23 protein-coding genes, 2 pseudogenes and 1 riboswitch are annotated in these 22,933 nt (G+C 71.0%); of the genes and pseudogenes, 1 reads left to right on the top strand and 24 read right to left on the bottom strand.

The window, feature by feature from the left end:
• Positions 1-40: 40 nt before the first annotated feature.
• The 9 genes from ACRRRO_RS17735 to ACRRRO_RS17695 form a co-directional block, all read right to left on the bottom strand.
• A complete protein-coding gene (locus ACRRRO_RS17735) occupies positions 41-2,821 on the bottom strand; it encodes a DEAD/DEAH box helicase (RefSeq protein WP_424796167.1) in 2,781 nt (926 codons plus the stop codon).
• Positions 2,822-2,879: 58 nt separating this feature from the next.
• Entirely contained in the window at positions 2,880-3,833 is a 954-nt protein-coding gene (locus ACRRRO_RS17730; protein ID WP_424796166.1) for a diacylglycerol/lipid kinase family protein, read from the bottom strand.
• A gap of 46 nt (positions 3,834-3,879) precedes the next feature.
• Positions 3,880-4,830: a twin-arginine translocase subunit TatC gene (tatC, locus tag ACRRRO_RS17725; protein ID WP_434080661.1), complete on the bottom strand. Its 951-nt coding sequence runs from the start codon at positions 4,828-4,830 to the stop codon at positions 3,880-3,882.
• Between the two features lie 44 nt (positions 4,831-4,874).
• The gene (tatA, locus tag ACRRRO_RS17720) at positions 4,875-5,144 is read right to left on the bottom strand and encodes a twin-arginine translocase TatA/TatE family subunit (protein WP_424796164.1); all 270 of its coding nucleotides are present in this window, start codon (positions 5,142-5,144) and stop codon (positions 4,875-4,877) included.
• 148 nt (positions 5,145-5,292) lie between these two features.
• Positions 5,293-5,622, bottom strand: a complete 330-nt coding sequence (locus tag ACRRRO_RS17715; protein WP_424796163.1) for a hypothetical protein — start codon at positions 5,620-5,622, stop codon at positions 5,293-5,295.
• 43 nt (positions 5,623-5,665) lie between these two features.
• Positions 5,666-5,908, bottom strand: coding sequence for a WYL domain-containing protein (locus ACRRRO_RS17710; RefSeq protein WP_434081603.1), 243 nt, complete (start codon positions 5,906-5,908; stop codon positions 5,666-5,668).
• On the bottom strand, positions 5,884-6,663 hold the full coding sequence (locus tag ACRRRO_RS17705; protein ID WP_434080660.1) for a helix-turn-helix transcriptional regulator: 780 nt from the start codon (positions 6,661-6,663) through the stop codon (positions 5,884-5,886). The genes ACRRRO_RS17710 and ACRRRO_RS17705 overlap by 25 nt, the downstream gene beginning before the upstream one ends.
• Entirely contained in the window at positions 6,653-6,907 is a 255-nt protein-coding gene (locus ACRRRO_RS17700) for a WYL domain-containing protein (RefSeq protein ID WP_434080659.1), read from the bottom strand. Before ACRRRO_RS17700 ends, ACRRRO_RS17705 begins: the two co-directional genes overlap by 11 nt.
• Positions 6,825-7,631, bottom strand: coding sequence for a helix-turn-helix transcriptional regulator (locus ACRRRO_RS17695; protein ID WP_434080658.1), 807 nt, complete (start codon positions 7,629-7,631; stop codon positions 6,825-6,827). Before ACRRRO_RS17695 ends, ACRRRO_RS17700 begins: the two co-directional genes overlap by 83 nt.
• 125 nt (positions 7,632-7,756) lie before the next feature.
• Between ACRRRO_RS17695 and ACRRRO_RS17690 the strand changes: the two genes are divergently transcribed.
• Entirely contained in the window at positions 7,757-8,869 is a 1,113-nt protein-coding gene (locus ACRRRO_RS17690) for a DUF3866 family protein (protein ID WP_424796160.1), read from the top strand.
• Here the strand turns inward: ACRRRO_RS17690 and ACRRRO_RS17685 are convergent.
• The 15 genes and pseudogenes from ACRRRO_RS17685 to pyrF form a co-directional block, all read right to left on the bottom strand.
• Positions 8,801-9,271: a PH domain-containing protein gene (locus ACRRRO_RS17685; RefSeq protein ID WP_424796159.1), complete on the bottom strand. Its 471-nt coding sequence runs from the start codon at positions 9,269-9,271 to the stop codon at positions 8,801-8,803. The two genes, ACRRRO_RS17690 and ACRRRO_RS17685, sit on opposite strands and share 69 nt — an antisense overlap.
• Before the next feature lie 98 nt (positions 9,272-9,369).
• Positions 9,370-10,212, bottom strand: a complete 843-nt coding sequence (gene hisG / locus ACRRRO_RS17680) for an ATP phosphoribosyltransferase (RefSeq protein ID WP_424796158.1) — start codon at positions 10,210-10,212, stop codon at positions 9,370-9,372.
• Positions 10,213-10,240: 28 nt separating this feature from the next.
• Complete coding sequence (locus ACRRRO_RS17675; RefSeq protein ID WP_424785953.1) at positions 10,241-10,504, bottom strand: phosphoribosyl-ATP diphosphatase; 264 nt, start codon at positions 10,502-10,504, stop codon at positions 10,241-10,243.
• 20 nt (positions 10,505-10,524) lie between these two features.
• Positions 10,525-11,612 (bottom strand): annotated as a pseudogene (locus ACRRRO_RS17670) (ABC transporter substrate-binding protein).
• 8 nt (positions 11,613-11,620) lie between these two features.
• The gene (locus ACRRRO_RS17665) at positions 11,621-12,394 is read right to left on the bottom strand and encodes an ABC transporter permease (protein WP_424785955.1); all 774 of its coding nucleotides are present in this window, start codon (positions 12,392-12,394) and stop codon (positions 11,621-11,623) included.
• Positions 12,395-12,481: 87 nt separating this feature from the next.
• Positions 12,482-12,617, bottom strand: a riboswitch (FMN riboswitch).
• A gap of 68 nt (positions 12,618-12,685) precedes the next feature.
• The gene (gene rpe / locus ACRRRO_RS17660; RefSeq protein WP_424785956.1) at positions 12,686-13,351 is read right to left on the bottom strand and encodes a ribulose-phosphate 3-epimerase; all 666 of its coding nucleotides are present in this window, start codon (positions 13,349-13,351) and stop codon (positions 12,686-12,688) included.
• 46 nt (positions 13,352-13,397) lie between these two features.
• A pseudogene (locus ACRRRO_RS17655) lies at positions 13,398-14,956 on the bottom strand (RsmB/NOP family class I SAM-dependent RNA methyltransferase).
• Positions 14,956-15,894 carry a methionyl-tRNA formyltransferase gene (fmt, locus tag ACRRRO_RS17650; RefSeq protein ID WP_434080657.1) on the bottom strand — a complete coding sequence of 313 codons (939 nt, stop codon included), beginning with the start codon at positions 15,892-15,894 and terminating at the stop codon, positions 14,956-14,958. Before fmt ends, ACRRRO_RS17655 begins: the two are co-directional and overlap by 1 nt.
• Before the next feature lie 52 nt (positions 15,895-15,946).
• A complete protein-coding gene (locus ACRRRO_RS17645) occupies positions 15,947-18,112 on the bottom strand; it encodes a primosomal protein N' (RefSeq protein WP_434080656.1) in 2,166 nt (721 codons plus the stop codon).
• 69 nt (positions 18,113-18,181) lie between these two features.
• Positions 18,182-19,384, bottom strand: a complete 1,203-nt coding sequence (gene metK, locus ACRRRO_RS17640; RefSeq protein ID WP_424796153.1) for a methionine adenosyltransferase — start codon at positions 19,382-19,384, stop codon at positions 18,182-18,184.
• Positions 19,385-19,485: 101 nt separating this feature from the next.
• Entirely contained in the window at positions 19,486-20,760 is a 1,275-nt protein-coding gene (gene coaBC, locus ACRRRO_RS17635) for a bifunctional phosphopantothenoylcysteine decarboxylase/phosphopantothenate--cysteine ligase CoaBC (RefSeq protein WP_424796152.1), read from the bottom strand.
• Positions 20,761-20,767: 7 nt separating this feature from the next.
• Positions 20,768-21,031: a DNA-directed RNA polymerase subunit omega gene (gene rpoZ / locus ACRRRO_RS17630; RefSeq protein WP_424796151.1), complete on the bottom strand. Its 264-nt coding sequence runs from the start codon at positions 21,029-21,031 to the stop codon at positions 20,768-20,770.
• 50 nt (positions 21,032-21,081) lie between these two features.
• Entirely contained in the window at positions 21,082-21,672 is a 591-nt protein-coding gene (gene gmk, locus ACRRRO_RS17625) for a guanylate kinase (protein WP_434080655.1), read from the bottom strand.
• Entirely contained in the window at positions 21,656-21,967 is a 312-nt protein-coding gene (mihF, locus tag ACRRRO_RS17620) for an integration host factor, actinobacterial type (protein WP_424785964.1), read from the bottom strand. The genes gmk and mihF overlap by 17 nt, the downstream gene beginning before the upstream one ends.
• 112 nt (positions 21,968-22,079) lie before the next feature.
• Positions 22,080-22,904: an orotidine-5'-phosphate decarboxylase gene (pyrF, locus tag ACRRRO_RS17615; RefSeq protein ID WP_434081602.1), complete on the bottom strand. Its 825-nt coding sequence runs from the start codon at positions 22,902-22,904 to the stop codon at positions 22,080-22,082.
• Positions 22,905-22,933: the final 29 nt, after the last annotated feature.

Below are 22,933 nucleotides of genomic sequence, written 5' to 3'. Positions count from 1 at the left end.
CGCCGGATGGCGTGGCCCGGTGCCCCGGGCGGGCGGGATGTCACCAGGTGCCGTGGGCCACGATGCCCCGTCGAACCGTCCGGATCGCCTCGCGAGCGTTGGTCCTCAGATCCTCTTGCGGGGCAGCATGGGTCAACTGGTCGAGCACGTCCAGGACCTGCTTCGCCCACCGCACGAAGTCACCGGCAGCGAGTTCGTCGGCTTCCAGCACATCCTCCAAGCCGCGGCCGGAGGCCCACCGGTACATGGCCCGGACCATGCCCAGGTCCACCGGCTCGGTAGGGCTGAGGCCGCGATCCGCCTCGGCTGCGGCGATCTGCCGGGCGATGCGCGCGGTACCGGTGGCAGCCAGCGCCAGCACACCGTCGGGTGGGCCCGGGATCGGTGGTACGGCAGGTTCATCCGAGCGGGACTGGAAGAGCACGCCCGAGACCACCGCAGCCAGTTCCGCCGGGTTCAGCCCGTCCCACAGTCCCGAGCGCAGGCACTCAGCCAGCACCAGGTCCTTCTCCGAGTACAGCCGGCGCAACCACGACCCCTGACCCGTCAGGCTCCACTCATCGTCCTTGTGCCGCAGATAGCCCAGCGAGAGCAGGACGTCACAGACGCGGTCGAAGTCGCGGGCGATGGAGGAGGTGCGACCCTCGATCCGCTTCATCACACCCTCGCGCTCGCGGCGCAGTTTGTGCCAGCGTTCGAACCACCGGGCGTGTTCCTCCCGGTCCGAGCACCCGTGGCAGGGGTGGGCACGCAACTGCTTCTTCAGCGATCCGAGGGTGTCATCGGTGGCAGCGGTGGAAGGAACCTTGGCGCGGGCCTTCTTCATCGTCGCCGGGTCATCATGGGCCAGTGCACCCAGTGCGGTGCGCATCGCCGAGCTCACATCCCGCCGTTCCGCGGGCTTGCGCGGGTTGAATCCCTTCGGGATGCGGACCCGGGTCACCGCAGTGGTCCCGTAGGGCAGGTCCGCCCCGGAGAGCTTGCGCAGTCGTGCATCGGCGGTGATCACCGACACCACCGGTCCGTCCAGGCCCGGAGCCGAGGGGGCCTCCAGCACCACCACGTGCCCGGAGCGGCGCCCGGAGGGCACCTGGATCACATCTCCGCGCCGCAGTGTGGCGGCTAGATTGGAGACCGCCTGGCGCTGGGCGCGCGAACGCGCCCGGGACAACTCGGACTCGCGGTCGGAGATCGACCGACGCAGGTCCATGTACTCGGCGAAGTCCCCTAGGTGGCAGCGCATGGACTCGGCGTAACCGTCCATCGCCTCGGTGAGCCGACGGGCCCGGCGGGCCAGGCCTACCACGCCGCGGTCAGCCTGGAACTGGGCGAAGGAGGTCTCCAGGACCTCCCGCGCCTGGGCGTAGCCGGCGCGGGCGATCAGGTTGACGGCCATGTTGTAGGTGGGCCGGAAACTGGAGCGCAGCGGGTAGGTGCGCCGGGAGGCGAGGCCGGCCAGCGCCACCGGGTCCAAGCCGGATGAGTACAGGACGACGGCGTGTCCCTCGGTGTCGATACCGCGTCGCCCCGCTCGGCCGGTCAACTGGGTGTACTCCCCCGGAGTGACTTCGGCGTGGGTCTGCCCGTCCCACTTGGTCAGCCGTTCCAGCACCACGCTGCGGGCCGGCATATTGATCCCCAGTGCCAGGGTCTCGGTCGCGAACACCACCTTGACCAACCCGGCGGTGAACAGCGCCTCCACGGTCTCCTTGAACACCGGCAGCATGCCGGCGTGGTGCGCGGCGATCCCGTTGCGCAGCGCCTGGGACCAGGACCAGAAGTTCAACACCTGCAGGTCCTCGGGAGGAAGGTCGGCGCAGCGTTCCTCGATGATCGCCGCGATCCGCTTCTCCTCCGCCACGGTGGTCAATCTGATCCCACTGGCCTGGAGCTGGGCCACCGCACCCTCACAGCCGGCCCGGGAGAAGACGAACACGATGGCCGGCAGCAGTCCGGCGCGGTCCAGTTGCTCCACCACCACCGAGCGCGGCGCGGGGCGCACCACCGGGCCCCGGGGACGACGGCCCGAGTGGCGGTTGCGGCCGCGGGAACGGTTGTCCCGAGGCCGTTCGGCGGTGCGGATCGCCTCGATCAGATCGGGGCTGATAGGCGGGTCCACCCCCGGGTCCGTGGGATCGACGTCGTGGGCGTACAGGTCGTGCATGCGTGAGCCGACCATGACGTGCTGCCACAAGGGGACCGGACGACGCTCGGCCACGATAACGGCGGTATCGCCCCGCACAGCGGTGAGCCACTCGCCGAACTCCTCGGCGTTGGAGACCGTCGCGGACAGCGAGACCACTTGCACGTCGCCGGCCAGGTGCAGGATCACCTCCTCCCAGACCGGGCCGCGGAACTTGTCCGCGAGATAGTGCACCTCGTCCATCACCACGAACCCCAGGCCGGCCAGGGTGGGTGAGGAACCGTAGAGCATGTTCCGCAGCACCTCGGTGGTCATCACCACCACCGGTGCCTCGGAGTTGATCGAGGTGTCCCCGGTGAGAAGTCCGACCCGTTCGGTGCCGTACTCGCGGGCCAGATCCAGGTACTTCTGGTTCGACAGCGCTTTGATGGGGGTGGTGTAGAAGGCCTTGCGACCGGTGGCCAGTGCCAGGTCGACCGCGAACTCCCCCACCACCGTCTTGCCCGCCCCGGTGGGGGCAGCCACCAGGACTCCGTGTCCGTCCTGGACCGCCAGGCACGCCTCGCGCTGGAAGTCATCCAGTTCGAACTCCATCCGAGCCTCGAAGGTTCCGAACTGGCTACGTTCGATCCGGGCCCTCGCCCGTGCGGCGGCATATCGTTCGGCAGGACTGGCCATACTCACCACCCTAAGTGCCGTGGCACCCCGCTGCCGTGCCCGCAGCGCCCGAGCGGCTTCAACGCCGGTGTGCCGGGCGCCGTGGCGACGATTCCGGGCTGGGTGCCAGCAACGGAACCGCCCGAGGCAGCACCTTCGCCGTCAGCGGCAATGCGAACAGGTCCTCTCCGTCGCCGAATGCTCGTGGCGGGGGGACCTCTCCCCCGGGCTCGAGGGTCACCTCCCGCGCCCGCATCACGTGTACGGCCGGGTGAGACAGGTGCGTACCGTTGTACAGCCGCGGGAAGATCCGAAGGATCTGGCGCCGGTTCAGCGCGTCGGCGATGACCACCTCCATCAAGCCGTCGTCGAACTCGGCGTTCGGGGCGATCTTCAGGCCGCCACCGAAGGTGGGCCCGTTGGCCAGTGCCACCAAGGTGGCGGACTGGGTGCGCACCTGTCCATCGATGGTGATCCGGTAGTGGTACGGCGTGAAGGTCGCCAGTTCCGCCACCACTCCGCGCAGGTACCGCGCCGCACCACCGGGCCAGCGGTAGGTGTTCGCCCGGGCGTTCACGGCCGCATCCAGGCCCGCGGAGAGCACACAGGCCGTCCAGCGCGGAACCCGGGCCGGAGCGACGGTGGAGTTGGTCGCGATCGCGTCGATGTACCGGGGCCCCTCGGCCACGGCCTGCAGGATCATCCGCACTGCGCCGGGTACGTCACCGACCGGGACGCCCAGCGCGCGGGCCAGGTCGTTGCCCGAACCGGCCGGCACCAGTCCGAGCGCGACACCGGTGCCGGCGATCGCGTTCACGCCCAGGTGCGCCATCCCATCACCACCGACCACCACCAGTGCGTCGAGGGTGTCCAGGGCGGCGCGGGCCAGGGCCAGGGCGTGCTCGGCGTCCTGTCCGCTCAGGTCCACCGTGCGGACGCCGTTGGCGCGCAGCGCCGCCATCACCTCAAGGCCCCGTCCCTGCGCTCGCCCGTTCCCGGCGGTCGGGTTGATGACCACACCGACGGTGGTCACACGGGTGCCCTGCAGCCGGGAACGGGCCCACTGGGCTGGGGACGGCTCACGCCGGGGCGGTGCCCGAGCCGGTCCCGCGCGGAAGTTCCTCAACCGGGTCGTCCGGGGCGGTCTCTGCTGCACCGCCCCCGGCGATCTGGCCGGCCGGTTCGACCGACCCCTCACCCACGGTGCCGCCGCCGCCTGGTGCGCCGTCGTCGTCGCCTGTTCCGCCTTGTGCTGGTCCCTCGTCCCCCGGCCCCTCGGCCGCTGAGTCGTCGTCGTCCGCGGCGGCCTTCTTGTCCCTGCTGCGGTCGCGCAGCACGCACACGCCCACCGCGATGAAGTACAGGATGATCACCGGGATAGCCATCAGGATGAAGGTGACCGGGTCAGCCGTGGGGGTGGCCAGTGCGGCGATGACGAAGATCAGGATGACTGCCCAGCGCCACCCCCGCAGCCACGTGACGCCACGCACCACACCGAGGAACGTCAGTGCCACCATGATCAGCGGCAGCAGGAAGGCGAACCCGAAGATCAGCACGAACTGCATGACGAACTTCAGGTAGACGGTGGCGTTGATGAAGTTCGAGGCGGTATCGCCCGAAGGGGTGAACTGGGTGAGCAGCCGGACCGTGTTGGGTAGGGCGATCCACGCCATCGCCACCCCGCCGACGAACAGCGGGACACCGGCGCCCACGAAGCCGACCGTGTAGCGCTTCTCCTTGGTGGTCAGGCCCGGGTTGATGAAGGCCCAGACCTGGTACATCCACCACGGGCTGGACAGGATCAGGCCAAGCGTCAAGGAGACCCGCACCTTCACATCCAGTGCGGAGGTGACGTCCTGGAAGTTCAGTTGCGCGCTCAGGCCCTCGGCCTGGAGCCGCTCGATCGGCTCCTGCATGATTACCAGCACCTGATCGGACAGGAACCAGCCCGCGATGGCGCCGACGAGGACGCCCACTGCACCCAGAATGAACCGCCGCCGCAACTCCCTCAGGTGGGCGGACAGGGACATCCGTCCCTCAGGGTCGCGGCGCCGGGTGTTGCGCTGCGGCACTCCTACTTCGGAGGCTCAGCGGGTGAACCGGTGTGCCGGGTCGCCTGCGGTGGCTGGTGCGTGCTCGCCGTGGGCTGGTCGTAGGAGATGGTGGCGGTACCGGAGTCTTGCTCGGACTTGGCCTCACCATCTTCCTGGAGTTCGTTGACCTCCTTCTTGAAGATCTTCAGCGACTTGCCCACGCTGCCGGCCAGGGCTGGGAGCTTGTTCGCCCCGAAGAGCAGCACGATGACCAGGAACAGGACGACCCAGAAGGCCGGATTGCGCAACATAAAAGATCCCTCCACGACGAGGCGCATTTCCACCCAGTCTACCTGCCGAGTGTATCCCCCGTTGACCGGTGCCGTCAGGTTCGCTGAACGAACACGTCGTGAACACCCCGGATCCGCCCCTACCCGGACCGCACCGGCAACGCCGGCCTCAGAACGGCTGACCCAGTTCCCGCCATCGGGCGTAGGTGCGGGCTCTGCGCTCGGCCTTGCGATCTCGCCGGATCTGCCTGACCTCATGACGCAGCCGCGCGAATCCCTCGCGCTGGGCGGCATCGGCGAACACGTCCGGGGTGAACACCGGGTCCGGGTGGGCCTGCTGCAACTGCGCCACCTGCTCCGCCAGGCGACCGGTGACCTCTGCGGCCCGGCCGAACTCGACCAGTAGCGGCTGGATCGAGCCCCGCCACAACCGCCATCCCAGGTAGGCGAGGAAGGCCAGCGCGCCCAGGATGAGCAGCGTCCAGATCGCGAACCACATACCCCACAGTCTAGGCGCCCCCGGCCTCGCGCGGGTCCCCCCGCTACTGACCGGTGGCTGCCGCGTCCTCGTCGTAGGCTCTGAGCGCCTGGCGAGCGAAGTCGGACAGTTCCGCGGCGACCTCGGGCGGGCTCACCGCCAAGACGTCGGGGCCGAGGGAAACTACCAGGTTGCGCAACCAGGACGGGTCCACCACATCGATCTGTACGGCGAAGCGGCCCTCGCCGAGTTCGGTCACCCCGGCCACCTCGAACTGTTCGGTTACCCACCGGGCCCGGGACGCCAGTTCCAGGCGGACCCGCCAGCGCGCGCTGGCCAGTTCCGGATCGGGTGTGTCGGCGGTGTGCAGGTCGGAGTGGTCGGCAGCCGAGCCGATACCTCCAGGACCTCCAGGTCCAGGATGCGGTCCACCCGGAACTGGCGCAGGTCCTGTGCGCGGTGGCACCACGCGTGCAGGAAGTAGCGCTGGGAGTCGGTCAGCAAGCGCAAGGGGTCCACCGTGCGATGCGAGACCACGTCGGCAGCCGAGACATATCGCAGGTGAAGCTGGCGGCCCTGTTCGATCGCGGTACGCACCTGGTCCAGCCGATCATCGATCCCGTCGGTTCCGGACCGACCCGTGCCTACATCGATAGACCTGGCCGCGTGCGCGGCGCTCCCGGCAGCGGCGGTGAGCTTCTCAAGCGCCGAGGCGACCACCTCCTGCTCCCCCGCCCCCGCGGTCTCGGCCAGGGAGCGCAACGCCACCAGCAGCGAAACCGCCTCGACGGCACCGAGTCGCAACGGGGTCTCCATCCCCTGGGGCTCGATCAGGGTGAGGATGTTGCGCTCATGATCATCGGCGGCGAAGTCGATCAGGTCGTTGTGCTGATACCCCGGAGTACCGGAGACCCACAACGTGTCCACATCCTTGAGCACCTGGGCCTCGCTGACGCCGAAGTGCTCGGCGACCTGGGCCACCCTCACCCCGGGGTGATCGTCCAGATAGCTCACCAGAGCCAGCAGGCGCACCACCCGATCCGCGGAGTTCTCAGCCCGCACGGGGTCCTCCGTCCTGGCCGGGGTGGACGTGCGCGATCGCCCGGAGCCGTCGCAACACCGCCTCGCGCACCTGCGGCGGATCCAGCACCACCACGGCCTCGCCGTACCCGGCGAGCTCCTCCGCGATCAGTTCGGGGTCGGCAGCCTCGACCTCCAGCACCTCACGACTCCCCTCCGGGTCCGGCTGCGCGGGGGCGGTGGCCCTGACCCGCAGCGCCGCGGCTCGCTCGGGCAGTACCGCCACCCGGACCCGGGTGCGCGGGGTCTGGTCCCCACCAGCCTCCGGGCCGGGGATGACGACGACACCGGCCGGCCCTTCCCGGTGCACGCGCCCCGGCAATACGGGAGAGCCGGAAACGGCGCTGGGCGTCCCGGTCCCGGTCGAATCCGACCAGGTACCAACCCCGGTCCTTGGCGAACAGTCGCCACGGCTCCACGGTGCGCCGGGCCACGGTCCCGGTGTTGGCCGCCCGGTAGTCGAACTGCACGGCCTGGCGGGCCATGATCGCCTCCAGAAGTTCGTCGAAGGCAGCATCGGGGCCCCGTACCCGGAGCGCCAGGGCGGGCTCCAGTGCCTGGGCGCTGGCGCTGGTGGCCCGCAGTTTCGTCAGGCCGCGCTGGGCCTGGGCCGATAGTCGCGAGTCCTGCCACACCCGGGCCGCGAGCGAGAGCACCCCCACTTCCGCCGGGGTGAAGTCGACCGCCGGCAGTGCGTAGGCGGTGGTGTCGATGCGATAGCCGACATCATCCTCGTGGGTCGGGTCCGTCAGCGTGACCAGGGGCACGCCCAGGCTGCGCAGGGTGTCCTTGTCCCGCTCGAACATGCGCTCGAACGACTCATCCGAGCGGGCATCGGCGTACCCGGCCACGCCCGCACGGATCTGCCCCTTCGTCATCCGGTGGGTGGTGTGGGACAGCGCAATCACCAGCGCCAGCAGCCGTTCGGCGGCGTCCAGGCGTGCACTCATACCCCCAGGCTAATGCCGAACCTCCCGGTGGAGCACCGCAGCCCTGGCTCGAGACCGGGGCCGTGAGGCGCCGCTCCGCCGGTCATCGCAGCCCGGGAGCGCCAGGAAGCGGGTAGGTTGCCCAGGTGATCACGTGGCGCGAGGGTGTGGTGACCGAACTCGGTCGGGCCTGGACCGGGTCGATCGAGGTGCAGGTGAGCGTGGGCGATGAGACGATGCGCGCCCTCGCCTATCCCGATCTGGTGGGACATCCGCGCCCGGGCGACCGGGTGCTGCTGAACACCACCGCCCTGGCCCGCGGCCTGGGTACCGGCGGATACGCCTTCGTGGTGGCGCTCCCGGATCGGTTGCCCCCGGATCCACCGCCCGGACCCGGCCACATCATCAAGTCCCGCTACACCCCGCTGCAGACCATGGTGCTGGCGGCCGATGAGCAGGAGTCCCCGTTCCATTCCCAATTGGCCGACGCGGCTGACCTGGACGGTCTGCCGGTGGTGGTGGCGGACCTGCACTCGGCGCTCCCGGCGGTGCTGGCCGGCGCCCGGTGGGCGGCCGGACAGGCCGGTGCAGCCAGGCCCAGGGTCGCCTATCTGATGACCGACGACGCCGCGCTGCCGGTGTGGTTCTCCCGCGCCGTGGCAGGTTTGCGCGAGGCAGACTGGCTGATCGGGACCATCTCGGTGGGGCAGGCCTTCGGCGGAGACCACGAAGCGGTGAACGTCCACACCGGCCTCCTGGTGGCCCGGCACGTGCTGGGCGCAGATCTGGTGGTCGTGGCCCAGGGTCCCGGGAACGTGGGTACCGGGACCGCCTGGGGCTTCTCCGGCGTGGCCGTGGGCGAGGCCCTGAACGCCGCCGCGGCTCTCGGTGGTGCCCCGGTGGCGGTATTGCGGGTCTCCGGCGCCGACCGGCGCACCCGTCACTACGGCATCTCGCACCACTCCCTGACCGCGCTGACCAAGGTGGCCCTGCGTCCGGTGGACATCCCGGTTCCGGTACTGCCGGCCGCGTTGGCCGAGGTGGCCGATCGAATCCAGGAGCAGTCCGGTGCGCTGACCGCGGCGGGGCACCGCCTGTGTTCGGTCGGCACCGACGGGCTCACCGAGGCGCTGGCGCAGAGCCCGGTACCGCTGTCCACCATGGGACGTGGGTTGGACCAGGACCCGGCCTCATTCCTGACCGCGGCGGTGGCCGGGGTCCTCGCCCACACCCTCAGCGGCGGTGACCAGGGCCGATAACCGGGCGGCCTCCTGGCGGGCGTAGGTCCCATCGGCGCGCTGGACCGCCATCACCGACAACGTGGTGCCGTCAGCGATGTCCAGTTGGACCCAGGACCGGTCCCCGAAGTGCACCGAGACGATCCGCTGCCAGGGCAGGTGGTGGCGCAGCACGATGTTGTACACCCGCAGCCCCTCGGTGTCGGGGACGGCGCGGATCGCCAGCACCCGGAGCAGGAAACTCACCACCAGGGCCAGCACCAGGACGACCGAGAGGATCTGGGCGGAGTAGTCACTGGAGAACTGCACCAGACGCACGATGATTGCTGCGGATCCGGCGATGCAGGCCACCAACAGGATGGGGATGATCACGCGCGTGGCGCGGGGCCGGAAGGGCCGGTACGGATCGTCCTGGCGGGACATGGTGCGGTGAGACCTCCTGCTCCATCGTGCATCCGTGGCTGCTGGGACGCATCCGCAGCGGCCACCTGCTCGTGCGCAGCCCGGGCGGGGTGGCGCCGCTAGATCCTGCTGGCGTGGATGGAGGTCACGATGATGGCCCGGGCGCCCACCTCGTAGAGCTGATCCATGATCTGGTTGGTGCGGTCCCGCTCCACCATCGCCCGGACCGCCACCCACCCCTTGTCGTGCAGCGGCGAAACCGTGGGTGATTCGAAACCGGGTGTCACCGAGACCGCACGCTCGACCACGCTGACCGGGCAGTCATAGTCCATCAGGACGTACCGCTGGGCCACCTGCACCCCGTGCACGCGGCGATCCAGGACCACCAGCCCGGGAGCCTCCGGCCCGGCCGGGCGGATCAGAACCGCCTCGGACTGCAGGATCGGCTCGCCGAAGACCTCCAGTCCCGCGGCTCGGAGCGTGGCCCCGGTCTCGACCACATCGGCCACCGCATCGGCCACCCCGAGGCGCACCGTCGACTCGATCGCCCCGTCCAGCCGGACCACCTCGGCCTCGATGCCCCGGGCTCTCAGGTGGTCATCGACCAGGGTTGCGTAGGAGGTGGCGACGCGCTTACCGGCGAGGTCGGCCACGGTTGCGATCTGGTCGGCCGGGGCGGCGAACCGGAACGTGGAGCCGGCGAAGCCCAGCGCACGATGTTCCACCGCGTCCACCCCGGAGTCCAGCAGCAGGTCCCGGCCCGTGATGCCCGCGTCCACGGTTCCGGCCCCTACGTAAACCGCGATGTCGCGGGGCCGGAGGAAGTAGAACTCCACGTTGTTGTCGGGGTCGGGCAGCACCAGTTCGCGTCCGTCGCGACGCTGGCGGTAGCCGGCCTCACGCAGCATGTGGCTCGCGGGCTCGGCGAGAGATCCCTTGTTCGGGAGGGCGATTCGCAGCACGCGTCTCTCCTTGGTCAGCGCCGGGTGGTCACAGATGGCGGTAGATGTCGGACAGGGTCAGCCCGCGGGCGAGCATCAGCACCTGAAGGTGGTAGAGCAACTGGGAGATCTCCTCCGCGGTGCGTTCGGCACTCTCGTGCTCGGCCGCCATCCAGGCCTCGGCAGCCTCCTCGATGACCTTCTTCCCGATCGAATGCACACCGGCATCCAGGGCCGCCACCGTGCCCGAACCTGCCGGGCGGTCGGTAGCACGTTGCTGCAGTTGATCGAACAGCTCCTCGAACGTCTTCACGGAAGCCCAGCCTACTGCGCTCAGCGCCACTGCGTGGTGTAGGCCTCATCTGCTGGGACGGGCTCGTCGAGCAGTCCCACCTGGTCCATGAACTCGGCCATCTCCTCCCACGCCTCCGGGTCCTGCGCGCCGAACTCTCCGGTGCCGTAGAGCTCGACCATCGCCTCCGCGGTGAGCAGCGCCGCTGCCTCATCCTGGTCGGTCATGGTCCCGGGGATGTGCGCGCTGGCAGCGTCCACGGCGACCTGCGGATCGGCGCGGATGTCATCCACCGCTCGTTCCACAGCCCGGATCAGACCGGGTACGGCCTCGGAGTGGTCGTTGAGCCACTCCTGCGAGGCACCCAGTCCGACGCTCACCAGAGGGAGCACGTCGGGATCAGCGATCGTGCGCACCGGGAAGTCGGCGGTGGCAAAGGCAGCGGCGTCGGCGGTGACGAAGCCGACCACGGCGTCCACGTGACCCTCGGACAGCGCGTTGAACAAGGTGTGAAACCCACGTGCTCGATGTTCACCTCATCCTCGCTCAGACCGGCGCGGTCCAGGTAGCCCAGGAGCCCGAACCAACTCTGTCCGAAGGGCCCGGGAACCCCGAGGTTGCGCCCGGCCAGATCAGCGACCTCGGTCAGTTCGGAGTCGGCCGGCACGAAGATCTGCACGGGGTAGTCCTGGTAGATGGTGGCCAGCGACACCACGTCGGTGCCGTGGCTGACCGCCTGCAGGATCTCATCGTTCCCGGCGATCACCACGTCCTCCTCCCCCGCTTCCAGAGCGCCGAACAGCGACTCCGAGGCGCCGTGGTGGCGCAGGTCCACCTCCAGACCCTCGGCCTCGAAGTATCCGGCGTCCTGCGCCAGGTAGAACGGCGCGAACTGCACGTCGGGGATGTAGGTCAGGCCGATGGTCACCTCGGTCGACTCCGCGGCGTCGGGTTGCTGCCCGGCGCCGGCTCCCTCCTCGTCCCCCGGCCCGGACTGTCCGGCGCAGCCCGCCAGCACGACGGCGAGTGCGGCCGCAGCGATCGTCCCCCGGGCGCGGGTGGTACGCCGTCGGCCCCGGTGGCCGCGGATGCGGGGGCGGGAGCGGCGGAGGGCGGCGGGTGCGTTCATGGTTCTCCTTACCAACGCAGTCGTCGTTCCAGGTAGCGGATCGCGAAGAAGAAGGTCATCGCCAACACCGACAGTGCGATGAGGACGGCGAACAGGCCGGCGGTGTCCTGCCGGTCCCGGTAAACCGTGAGCAGCATCCCCAGGCCCTGACCGCCCATCACGAACTCCCCGACCACAGCGCCGGTGACGGACAGGACGAAGCCGTTACGTACCCCGGCGAGCAGGGACGGCAGCGCCAGCGGTGCCTCGATGTGCCAGAGCAACCGGCCCCGGCCGGCTCCGTCCACCCGGGCCGCATCGATGACATCGGGGTCCAGCGTGGTCAGGCCGAGGGTCGTGTTGATCAGGATCGGGAAGAAGACCAGCAGGGCACATAACAGCGCGATCGGCACCAGGCCGTACCCGATCCACAGCACCAGCAACGGCGCCAGCGCCACGGCGGGGATCGCCTGGGTCGCGGCCACGTAGGGTCCCAGGGCGGCGGAGACAGCCGCCGAGCGGGCGATCAGGTAACCCAGCGGCACCGCGACCATGAACCCGATGAGACAGCCCAGCAGTGCCTCGGCCATGGTGGTGGTGGCGTATCCGGCCAGGCCACCCTCACGCCACTCGGTGAGCAGCCGCGGGCCCAGGGCGCTGGGCGCTGGCAGGGAACGGGAGTCCAACGACCACGCGAGGAGTTCCCAGCCCAGCAGCACCGAGATGCCGGCCACCACCGGGGCCAGGACGCTCAGCGCGGGTCCTGCTCGGGGCGCCACCAAGGTGACGGTGCTGCGGGCCACGGCGGCCTCTCCTTCCCAGGCGTGACCCGGGGTCCGCCTGGGTTGCGCGGCGCAACCTCGGCCGGCGCCGATACGTATCGGCGCCGCGTGCATCCTCCCCCATCCGGACTTTCACCGTCGGTCCCGGAATTCCACCAGGTCAACCGCCCGCCGCACGAATGCGTAGGCCGGGTCGCGGACTATCACCGCCGGTTCGGACTTTCACCGACCCCGGAGCACGTCTCTTGCTGACCTTATTGTGCCACATCCGGGTCCGGTCGTGCCCGCACGGCCCTTTCCCCGGGAGGCCCGTCAGGCCGGGTAGGCGGCGGTGGCGAGGTCGCGCAGGGCGGCGATTTCCGCGTTCGGGTCCGCGGCCCGGTACACCGCGGATCCGGCGACGAACATGTTCGCACCGGCGCCGGCGGCCTGGGCGATCGTGTCACGGGAGACCCCGCCGTCCACCTGCACCCACACGTCCAGGCCGGCTTGCTCGATCGCGCGTCGGGCCCGGGTGATCTTCGGCAGCATTGAGGTCAGGAACGGCTGGCCGCCGAACCCCGGTTCCACCGTCATCACCAGGACCATGTCGAACTCGCCGAGCAGGTCCAGGTAGGGCTCCACCGGGGTGTCGGGTTTCAGCGCGATCCCGGCGCGCGCACCTGCTTCACGCAGCCGCCGGGCCAGCCGGATCGGGGCGACGGACGCCTCGGCATGGAAGGTGACCGAGGCCGCACCCGCCTCGGCGAACTGCGGCGCCCAGGTGTCCGGGTCCTCAATCATCAGATGAACATCGGCCGGGGTGGAGACGTGCTCCAACAGTGCCCGTACCACCGGTAACCCGAACGTCAGGTTCGGGACGAAGTGGCTGTCCATCACGTCCAGATGCACGAAGTCGGCGTCGCTGATCCGTTCGACCTCCTCGGTGAGCCGGGACAGGTCCGCGTTCAGCACACTCGGTGAGATGAGGATCGCCATGGCTCGCCAGCCTACTTCCTCGACCGGCACCTCATGGCCGCGGCCGTCACCGCCGGATCAGTGCCAGGAACATCGCGTCGGTGCCGTGCCGGTGCGGCCACAGTTGCGCCATCGGCCCGGTGAGGTCATCGGGCGGGGTGACCGAGACCCGGCCGAGCGCGGCAGCGGCGCCCAGCAGCGTGGCGCCGGGGAAGTCTCGCAGCACGTCGGTGACCACCACACTGGTCTCGGCCATGTGCGGGGAGCAGGTGACGTAGGCCACCACTCCCCCGGGACGGACGGCGCGCAGGGCCGAGGTGAGCAGTTCCCGCTGCAGGGTGGTCAGTGCGGCCAGGTCCTGCAGGGTGCGACGCCACCGGGATTCGGGCCGACGGCGCAGCGCCCCCAGGCCGGTGCACGGCGCATCGACCAGGACGCGGTCGTACCGACCCGGCTCGGCGGTGCCCACGTCGCGACCATCACCGGTGCGCACCTCCAGTCCCGGCAGTACGCCTCGCACCGCCCGCACCGAGTCGGCCACCAGCGCCGCCCGGTGCGGGGCCAGTTCGTTCGCGGTGAGCACGCCTTCGGGCGCGCGTTCGGCGAGCAGGGCGCCCAGGAGTGCGGATTTGCCGCCCGGGCCGGCGCACAGGTCCAGCCAGGTGGAGCGGTGCCCTCCAGATCGGTGTCCGCCAGAGCCAGGGTGACCAGTTGGCTCCCCTCGTCCTGTACGCCGACGGTGCCGGCGCGCACGGCGGCCAAGGCGCCGGGGTCCCCGGAGGTCAGCATCTGCGCCGTCGGCGCCCACCGGCCCGGTGTGGCGGTGTCGGCGGGCAGGTCCCCGGGAACGGCCAGGCCGGGACGCAGGCACAACGAAACCGCCGGCGCGGTGTTGTTGGCCGCCAGCGCCGCCTCGACCTGGTCCGCGCCGGCCTCCGGTCCCAGTGCGGCCCGGATTGCCCGGACCACCCATGCCGGGTGGGAGTGGACCATGGCGGCGGCGTCCACGTCCAGTCCGGTGTCGGTGACCGGCCTGGGCAGTTGTGTGAGCCAGTGCTCCAGTGCATGTTCGCTGATCCGGCGCAGGATCGCGTTGACGAAGTTGCCCGGGCCGGCCCCGATGGTGCCTCGTGCCAGGGCGACGGACTCCGAGACGGCGGCGTGGTCGGGCACGCGCATCGCCAGGATCTGATGGGCGCCCAGCCGCAGCACCCGGGCCACCGCCGGGTCCAGGTCCCTGGCCGCCCGGTCCGAGACCAGGCCGATGATGGCGTCATAACGGCCCTGCAGTCGCAAGGTGCCGTAGGTGAGTTCGGTGGCGAACGCCGCATCACGCCCGCTGATCCCGCGTTCGCGTAGTAACGGTGGCAGCACCAGGTTGGCGTAGGCGTCGGACTCGGCGACCGCGGTGAGCACCTCCAGTGCCACCACACGTGCGGGGGAAGCCTGGGCGCGCGGGCTCCTGGTGCCCGTGCGGGCCCCGGGCGTACCGGACGCGTCCCCGCGGCTGGGCCGGCCCGAGGTCTGCCGCCGGTCCGCACGCCTGGGTCCACCTCGCGCGCCGTCCGGCCCTCTTCGGGACCCGGGCCGGCCGGCGCCCCGGCGCCCGCGGTGCTCCTCAGTCATCATCGGTCCCCTCGAACCGGGCGTCGCTGGGCAACCTGGCTCCGCGGGCGGGCCCAGTCGGTGGCATCCATCCATCCCTTACCGGCCGGCGCCAGATCGGTCAGGCGCACCGGGGTGGAGCCGGTGCCCACCAGCACGGCCTGCGCACCGGCCTCGAGCACCCCGGGCGCCAGGGCAGCGGCCTCCGCATCGGGACGGACCGGCCCGATCTTCATCCGGCGGCCATCATAGGTCGTCCAGGCCCCGGGTGCCGGTGTGGCGGCCCGGATCTGCCGGTCCACCACCTGTGCCGGCGCGCGCCAGTTGACGTGACCGTCGGCGGCACTGAGTCGTGGGGCGTGACTGACCCCGGTCTCCGCCTGCGGAACCGGCGAAATGGTGCCGGCTTCGATCTCATCCAGGGTGCGCACCAGCACCGGCGCACCCACATCGGCCAGTTCGGTCAGCAGGTCTCCCGCCGTGTCCCAGGGGCGGATCGGGTGGTCCTGGGTGAGATACACCGGGCCGGTGTCCAGCCCGGCCTCGATCCGGAAGGTGCTCACTCCGGTCCGGGTGTCCCCGGCCCGGATCGCGTGCTGGACGGGAGCAGCACCGCGCCAGGCCGGCAGCAGGGAGAAGTGCAGGTTGACCCATCCGTGGGGCAGCGCGGACAGGGCGGGCTCGCGCAGCAGCGCGCCGTAGGCGACCACGGCACTGACCTGGGGTTCCAGGGCGGTGATCTGTGCGAGTTCATCCTCGCCGTGGGGCCGGTCGGTGGTGACGACCGGTAGACCGTGCTCCGATGCTGCCTGGTGTACCGGGCTGGGGGTCAACCGGCGTCGCCGCCCCACCGGCGCGGGAGGGCGGGTCAGGACGCCGACCACGTCGTGGTCGCTGTCCAGCAGGGCACGCAGCGTCGGCACCGCCACGACGGGAGTCCCGCAGAACAGCACGCGCATCGATCTCGCCTCTCCCTCGTCCACGACCGCACCCGGTGGCGGCCTCCCGAGTCTAGGTGCTGGCCCTCACCACAATTGCACCGGGTCCACCTGGACGCGGACGGTACCGCTCCTTGCGCGCACTGCGGTGGGCCTGGGTGTGCAGCAGTGCGATGTTGATCGGCTCGCGCTGGCCCAGGGGCCCGCGCACCAGGGCGCGCACCATCGTCTCCTCCCCCTGCGGCCCGGAGCCGGGGCCCTCGGCGTGCGGGTCGCCGGGCAGGTCGACCGGCCCGAGCACCTCCGCACCGGGGGGCAGTTGGAGGGCACGCAGGAAGGAGCGCACCGCGGAAGCCGGGCCGGACAGCGCGGCCATGTGGGCCTGCGGGGGGAAGCCCAGCTCGGCCCGCTCATCGAGTTCGCGCTGCGCCAGCCCGATGGGGTCCCACCGCACCAGGGCCTGAGACGGCACCGGTGCACCGTGACCGAGCAGGATCACCCCGCCCCCGTCCGCGGCCGATCGCACCAGCGCCGCCGCCCGCAACCACCGCCGCAATGCCTCCACCCCGGCGTCCAGTTCGGGACGTTCGGTGGTCACCGCCGCATCGAGCAGCGCGGCGGCGTAGTAGCCGCCCTCGGCCACCGGCTCGGCCCCGGGGGTGGCCACCACCAGCCGGGGCCGGTCATCGACACCGGGCACCACTCCCCCGTCCCGGCCGGAGACGAGCACCGGCACACCGGGAAAGGCGCGGCCCAGTTCCTCCGCTGTTCGGTCGCTACCCACGCGGGCGGACCGCAGTTCGGCGCGCCCGCACTCAGCGCACCGCCAGCCGGTCGCGATTCGCCCGCACCACCCGCACCCGGGTGTGGCGCCCCGGGCCGGTAGGCGCAGTCGGCCGTGACACGCCCGGCACCGGGCCGGGGTGCGACAGCCCGCGCACGAGATCGCGGGCACGTACCCCCTGCGCGGCACCTGCACCAGAACCGGGCCGGACTGCAAGCCGCTCCGTAGCAACCGCCACGCCACCCCGGGGATGCGAGCCCGCCCGGCCGGGCCCTCCGCTTCCAGTTCCACCTCGCCGGGCGCCTGTACCCGGGGTGCCGCGGCACGCACGGTGGTCCGGTCGGTCGCGTGCAGTGACCGGGCCCAGCCCTGCTGCACCAGCAACTGGGCCGCCGGCGTGCGGACGTACCCCCCGATCAGCGCACCGGCGCCGGCACCGGTGGCACGCTGGACCAGCACCGTGCGGGCGTGCGGGTACGGGGCGCGCATCTCCGCGAGGGAGTCGTCACCGTCGTCCCAACACACCACCAGGCCCAGGTCAGGCACCGGCGCGAAGGCGGCCGACCGGGTCCCGATCACCACCTGCACCTGTCCGGTCAGGGCGAGGACGAACCGGCGGTACCGGGCCGAGCGGCCCTGATCGGCGGCGAGGACCTCGTGCGCCACGCCGGCGCGGGTCAGGGCGGCGCCAAGGGTGTGCACGTCCGTGGTGTCCGGCAGCACCACGACGGCGGATCGCCCGGAGGTGCAGGTGGCCAGCACGGCGTGACTGATCGCCTCGGCCCAGTGGGCTCCCTGGATGGCGCGCGGAAGCGCCGACCAGACCGCGCGGGGCGACTCCCCCGCCGCCAGCCGGCGCAGGAACGCAGAACCCCCGGGATACGGCGACCACGCCTGCTCATCCGCGACTGCCGTGACCTTGGCCCAGCGGACCTCCCGGGTCGAGCCCGGGCCGACCCCGTCGCCACCGGACGTGGCCTGCTGGGCGGGGGCGTCGTCGTCGGCGTCCGATTGGCCCTGCCCGCTCGCGGCGAGGATGCGCTGCAGGGCCGCCTTCTCGGCGCCGGCGTGCCGGGGCGGGACGGCCAGGCGCAGCACGTCGGTGACGGTGCCGGCGTACCGCCGGGCCACCGCCCGGCACAGGGCCAACACCTCCTCGGTCAGCACCGGCAGGTCCGAGACCACCCGCCGTAGCGGCGACAGGGCACGCCCGGCAGTGGCCGGTGGGCCGAGGGAGATGACGAAGCCATCGCGTTCGGTACCGGCGAACCGGACCTTGACCCGGACCCCGGGACGCACTGCGGCCGACATCTCCGGTGGCACGGCGTAGTCGAAGGGGCGGTCCAGGTGCGCCAGCGGGGTCACCACCAGCACCTGGGCCACGAGCCCGGGCCCAGTGTCGGATTCGGGGCCGGGAGCATCCACCTGAAGCAGGGCGGGTTGGTGGGTGCTCATGCTCCGATCCCACCATGAAGCGCCCACAGCGGGAAACCCGCCGCGGTGCCGGTCCGGGTGCGGCGGTGCTCAGCCGGCGGCTGCTCGCAGGTCCGCCACCTTGTCGGTGCGCTCCCAGGTGAACTCGGGTACCTCCCGGCCGAAGTGGCCGTAGTTGCTGGTGGCGGCGTAGATGGGCCGGATCAGGTCGAGGTGGTCGATGATCGCCAGCGGACGTAGGTCGAACACCTCGGTGATGGCGTTCTGGATCGACTGCGCCGGAACGGTCTCGGTCCCGAACGTCTCGACGTACACCGCCACCGGGTGGGCCCGACCGATCGCGTAGGAGACCTGGACCTCACAACGGCTGGCCAGACCGGCGGCAACCACGTTCTTGGCCACCCAGCGCATCGCGTAGGAGGCCGAACGGTCAACTTTAGAGGGATCCTTTCCGGAGAACGCCCCGCCTCCGTGCCGGGCCATCCCGCCGTAGGTGTCGACGATGATCTTGCGGCCGGTCAGCCCGGCATCGCCCATCGGCCCGCCCAGCACGAACGCACCGGAGGGATTGATCAGCGTGGTGACGTCGGAGACGTCCAGGTCCATGCCCGCGGCGAACCCGCGCAGCACGTGGTCGATCACGTGTTCGCGCAGCAGCGGCGGTAGGTCGCGTTCGGGGTCCAGGTGCGCCTCGTGCTGCGTGGACAGCACCACGGTGTCCACCGTCACCGGGCGTTCGCCCTCGTAGCCGATGGTGACCTGTGTCTTGGCATCGGGTCGCAGGCCGGCTGCGATGCCCTGCTTGCGGACCTCGGCCAGACGCTGGGTGATCCGATGCGACATCAGGATCGGCAGCGGCATCAACTCGGGGGTGTCGGAGCAGGCGTAACCGAACATCAGGCCCTGGTCCCCCGCGCCCTGCAGGTCCTGGTCGTCGACAGCGGTGCCCTGGCGCGTCTCCAGGGAGGTGTCCACCCCGGCGGCGATCTCGGCGGACTGCTGGTCGATGGAGATCGACACGCCGCACGAGCGACCGTCGAAGCCGATGTCGGAAGAGGTGTAGCCGATCTCGGTGATGACATCACGAACCAGCTGCGGGATCTCCACGTAGGAGTCGGTGGTGACCTCACCGGCTACGTGCACCAGCCCCGTGGTGACCATCGTCTCCACGGCGACCCGGGAGGCCGGGTCCTGCTTCAACATGGCGTCCAGGATGGAGTCGGAGATCAGGTCGCAGATCTTGTCCGGATGCCCCTCGGTGACGGACTCGGAGGTAAACAGTCGAATACTCACGACGCGAGCCTAGTGGTTCGCGCCCACACGAGCCCGTCGGGACCGGGGCACGCCCGCGTTCCGTGCAACCCCTTCCAGCCCTTGCCGTTGGCGACGTTGGCTCAGGAGTGCGCGGCCGAGCCCAGGCGGGCTGCGATCGCGTCCAGGATTCCGGCCGCCACCTCGGTCTTGGTGCCCCCGGCGCGGCCGATCTCGCCGCCGTCGGAGTCCAGGATGACCACCTCGTTCGGGACATCCCCGAATCCGGCGCCCGCACCCACCCGGTTGACGGCGAGCAAGTCCGCCCCTTTGCGGCGTGCCTTTGCGCGGCCGTGCTCCAGCACCTCGGCGGAATCGGCGCCGGTCTCCGCGGCGAAGCCGACCACGACCTGCCCGGGCGGCCGGGAGGCCACCAGGGCAGCAAGGATGTCCGGATTGGCGACCAACTCGATCGCCGGGGTCTGCCGCCGGTTACCCTCGGCGTCGTGGGTCTTGATCTTGGCCTCGACGGTGCTGGCCGGCCGGAAGTCGGCCACGGCGGCGGCCATGATGACCGCGTGGGCGTTCGCTGCGGCGGTGGTCATCGCCGCCTGGAGCTCCGCGGTGGTCTCCACCTGCTCGATCCGGACCTGCGGTGGCAGGTCCGCCAGCAGGGCGGCCTCGACATTCGCCGCGGCCAGGTGAACCGTGGCACCCCGGTCCGCGGCGAGCCGTGCCAGGGCCAGGCCCTGCCGGCCCGATGACCGGTTTCCCAGGAAGCGGACCGGGTCCAGGGGCTCGCGGGTGCCGCCTGCGCTGATCGCCACGGTGCACCCGGCCAGGGGCGCCGACGGCGCCACGGCCTGTGGATCGGCGGCGCCGGGGGTTTCGTCCCGGTGCACCAGCGCAAGGGCCGCGGCCACGATGACGGCGGGTTCGGGCAGCCGCCCGGGGCCGGTGTCGGCACCGGTGAGGCGCCCGCTGTCCGGGTCCAGCACATGCGCGCCGTGGCGGCGCAGGGTGGCCACGTTGTCCCGGGTCGCGGGGTGGTGCCACATCTCGGTGTGCATGGCTGGGGCGATCAGCACCGGACAGTGCACGGTCAGCAAGGTCGCGGTGAGCAGGTCATCGGCACGCCCGGTGGCGGCCCGGGCGAGCAGGTCCGCCGTCGCCGGTGCCACGATCACCAGGTCGGCTTCCCGGCCCAGCCGCACGTGGTCGACGGTGTCCGTGCCGTCGAAGACCGATGTCGTCACCGGCTGGTGCGACAGTGCCTCCCAGGTGGGCCTCCCCACGAACGCCAGTGCGGCCTCGGTCGGGATGACCCGCACCTGGTGGCCGGCCTCGGTGAGGAGGCGAAGCGCGAGGACTGCCTTGTACGCGGCGATCCCCCCGGAGACACCGAGGATGATGCGCACGAGGGACTCAGACCTTGTTGGGTTCGACCGTGAGCAGGCCCTCGTTGATCTCCCGCATCGCGATCGAGAGCGGCTTCTCCTGGAGCTCGGTCTCCACCAGCGGACCCACGTACTCCAGCAGCCCCTCGTTGAGCTGGGCGTAGTAGGAGTTGATCTGCCGGGCGCGCTTGGCCGCGTAGATGACCAAGGCGTACTTGGAGTCAGCAGCCTCGAGCAGTTCGTCGATGGGTGGGTCGGTGATGCCCTCGGGTGCAGCGACAGTTCCTGCCATGGTGTTCAGTGATCCTCACGCGACGTCGATAGATGGTCCAACGACCCATCCTACCCGTCGGTCATGAGGGAAACCAACTCATCGGTGGCGCGCGCCACATCGTCGTTGACGATGATGTGGTCGAACTCATCCACCGCGGCCATCTCCACCCTCGCGGTGGCGAGACGGCGCTCGCGCTCCTCGGCGTCCTCGGTGCCCCGTCCGGTGAGGCGGCGCACGAGTTCGGCCCAACTGGGCGGGGCGAGGAAGACGAACCGGGCATCGGGCATGCGCATCCGCACCTGGCGGGCACCCTGCAGGTCGATCTCCAGCAGCGCAGGCTCCCCGGCCCGCAGCCGCTCCTGCAGGGGCGCCAGCGGGGTTCCGTAGGAGTTCCGGCCGTGCACCACCGCCCACTCCAGCAACTCCCCCTGCTGTTGCATCTGGGTGAAGCGCTCGGGGCTGACGAAGTGGTAGTGCACGCCCTCGACCTCCCCGGGCCGGGGCGGGCGGGTGGTGACCGAGGTCGAGAGCCAGACGCGGGGATAGCGGCGACGCACATCGGCTGAGATGGTGCCCTTCCCCACCGCGGTAGGGCCGGCCAGGACGGTCAGGCGGGAGTGGGTGGTGGCGGGTAGGTCGTGCTCAGCCAAACTTCTCAACCAGTTTGGCACGTTGGTGCGGACCGAGTCCACGTACCCGGCGGGACTCGGAGATGCCGATCTCACCCATCACCGAGCGTGCGGTCACCTTGCCGACTCCGGGCAGGGACTCCAGCAGGGCGAGGACCTTCAACTTTCCGACGGCGTCGACGCTGCGTCCCTCCTCCAGGATTTCCGAGAGGGTGGCTCCGGAGTACTTCAGGCGGTTCTTCACCTCGGCGCGCGCGGCACGTGCGGCTTTTGCCTTCTCCAGCGCCACGCTTCGTTGTTCGGGTGTCAACGGCGGTAGGGCCACGGTGCTCGACCTCGATTCGACGAATGGGATGAGTTGCAACCTAGCCCACTGCGGGTAGGCAGTTCAATCGAACCGCGCACGCCCGCGGCGGCGGTCGCTGGGTCTGCCGGCATCAGCGACCGGTGACCTCGGCCAGTTCCCCGGCCAGGGCACGAGCAGTCCGGGCCATCGCGGCCGGGTCGGGTCCGGCACCGAGCACACTGCGGGAGGCGGTGGCCAGCACCGCCGGGATCGCGTCTGCGAAGGTGCCGGGCAGGTCGGCGGCGCTGGCGCCCTGGGCGCCCAGCCCCGGGGCGAGCAACGGGCCCCGCACGGCGGCCAGGTCGGTTCCGGTGATCTCCGGAGCGTTCGCCACGGTGGCTCCGACCACGAGTCCGACGCTGCCCAGGGGGGCACCGGCGGCCACCTCGGTGGCGTTGCTGCGAGCGGCGTGGGCGGCGATCGTGGCAGCCACGGTGCGTCCGTCCTCGGCGCGGGCGTGCTGGATGGTCGCACCGGCGGGGTTGGAGGTCAGGGCGAGCACGAACACCCCACGGCCGGTGCGGCCGGCCAGGTCCAGTGCAGGTGCCAGGGACTCATAGCCCAGGAACGGGGAAAGGGTCACTGCATCGCCGGCCAGATCCGAGTCGTCGCCGAGGAAGGCCTGCGCGTAGGCCGCCATGGTGGAGCCGATGTCACCGCGCTTGGCATCGACGATGCACAGCACCCCGGCCGAGCGAGCCGCCTGCACCACCTCGGCCAGCAGGGCCGGGCCCGCGCTGCCGAGCCGTTCGAAGAAGGCCGCCTGCGGCTTCACGGCGGCCACGTGCGGGCCGACCGCCTCCAGGGCGCGCAGGGAGAACTCACGCACGCCGCTCGTTCCGTTGTCCAGGCCCCAGTGCGCCAGCAGTTGCGGGTGCGGGTCAATCCCCACGCACAGGGGACCGCGCGCGTCCATCGCCGCGGCCAGCCTGCTGCCGAACCCGG

This window comes from Sanguibacter sp. Z1732 (genome assembly GCF_051020515.1).
In the GTDB taxonomy this organism is placed as follows: Bacteria; Actinomycetota; Actinomycetes; order Actinomycetales; family Beutenbergiaceae; genus CALKWS01.
The sequence above is the reverse complement of the archived record's forward strand: the minus strand, read 5'-3'. Positions and strand labels throughout refer to the sequence as shown.

Excerpts from the sequence above, each read along its gene's own strand:
- ACRRRO_RS17735 (WP_424796167.1), bottom strand. The coding sequence starts at position 2,821 with ATGGCCAGTCCTGCCGAACGATATGCCGCCGCACGGGCGAGGGCCCGG.
- tatC (WP_434080661.1), bottom strand. The coding sequence starts at position 4,830 with ATGTCCCTGTCCGCCCACCTGAGGGAGTTGCGGCGGCGGTTCATTCTG.
- tatA (WP_424796164.1), bottom strand. The coding sequence starts at position 5,144 with ATGTTGCGCAATCCGGCCTTCTGGGTCGTCCTGTTCCTGGTCATCGTG.
- ACRRRO_RS17715 (WP_424796163.1), bottom strand. The coding sequence starts at position 5,622 with ATGTGGTTCGCGATCTGGACGCTGCTCATCCTGGGCGCGCTGGCCTTC.
- ACRRRO_RS17695 (WP_434080658.1), bottom strand. The coding sequence starts at position 7,631 with ATGAGTGCACGCCTGGACGCCGCCGAACGGCTGCTGGCGCTGGTGATT.
- ACRRRO_RS17685 (WP_424796159.1), bottom strand. The coding sequence starts at position 9,271 with ATGTCCCGCCAGGACGATCCGTACCGGCCCTTCCGGCCCCGCGCCACG.
- rpe (WP_424785956.1), bottom strand. The coding sequence starts at position 13,351 with ATGGCGATCCTCATCTCACCGAGTGTGCTGAACGCGGACCTGTCCCGG.
- fmt (WP_434080657.1), bottom strand. The coding sequence starts at position 15,894 with ATGCGCGTGCTGTTCTGCGGGACTCCCGTCGTGGCGGTGCCGACGCTG.
- ACRRRO_RS17645 (WP_434080656.1), bottom strand. The coding sequence starts at position 18,112 with ATGAGCACCCACCAACCCGCCCTGCTTCAGGTGGATGCTCCCGGCCCC.
- rpoZ (WP_424796151.1), bottom strand. The coding sequence starts at position 21,031 with ATGGCAGGAACTGTCGCTGCACCCGAGGGCATCACCGACCCACCCATC.
- pyrF (WP_434081602.1), bottom strand. The coding sequence starts at position 22,904 with ATGGACGCGCGCGGTCCCCTGTGCGTGGGGATTGACCCGCACCCGCAA.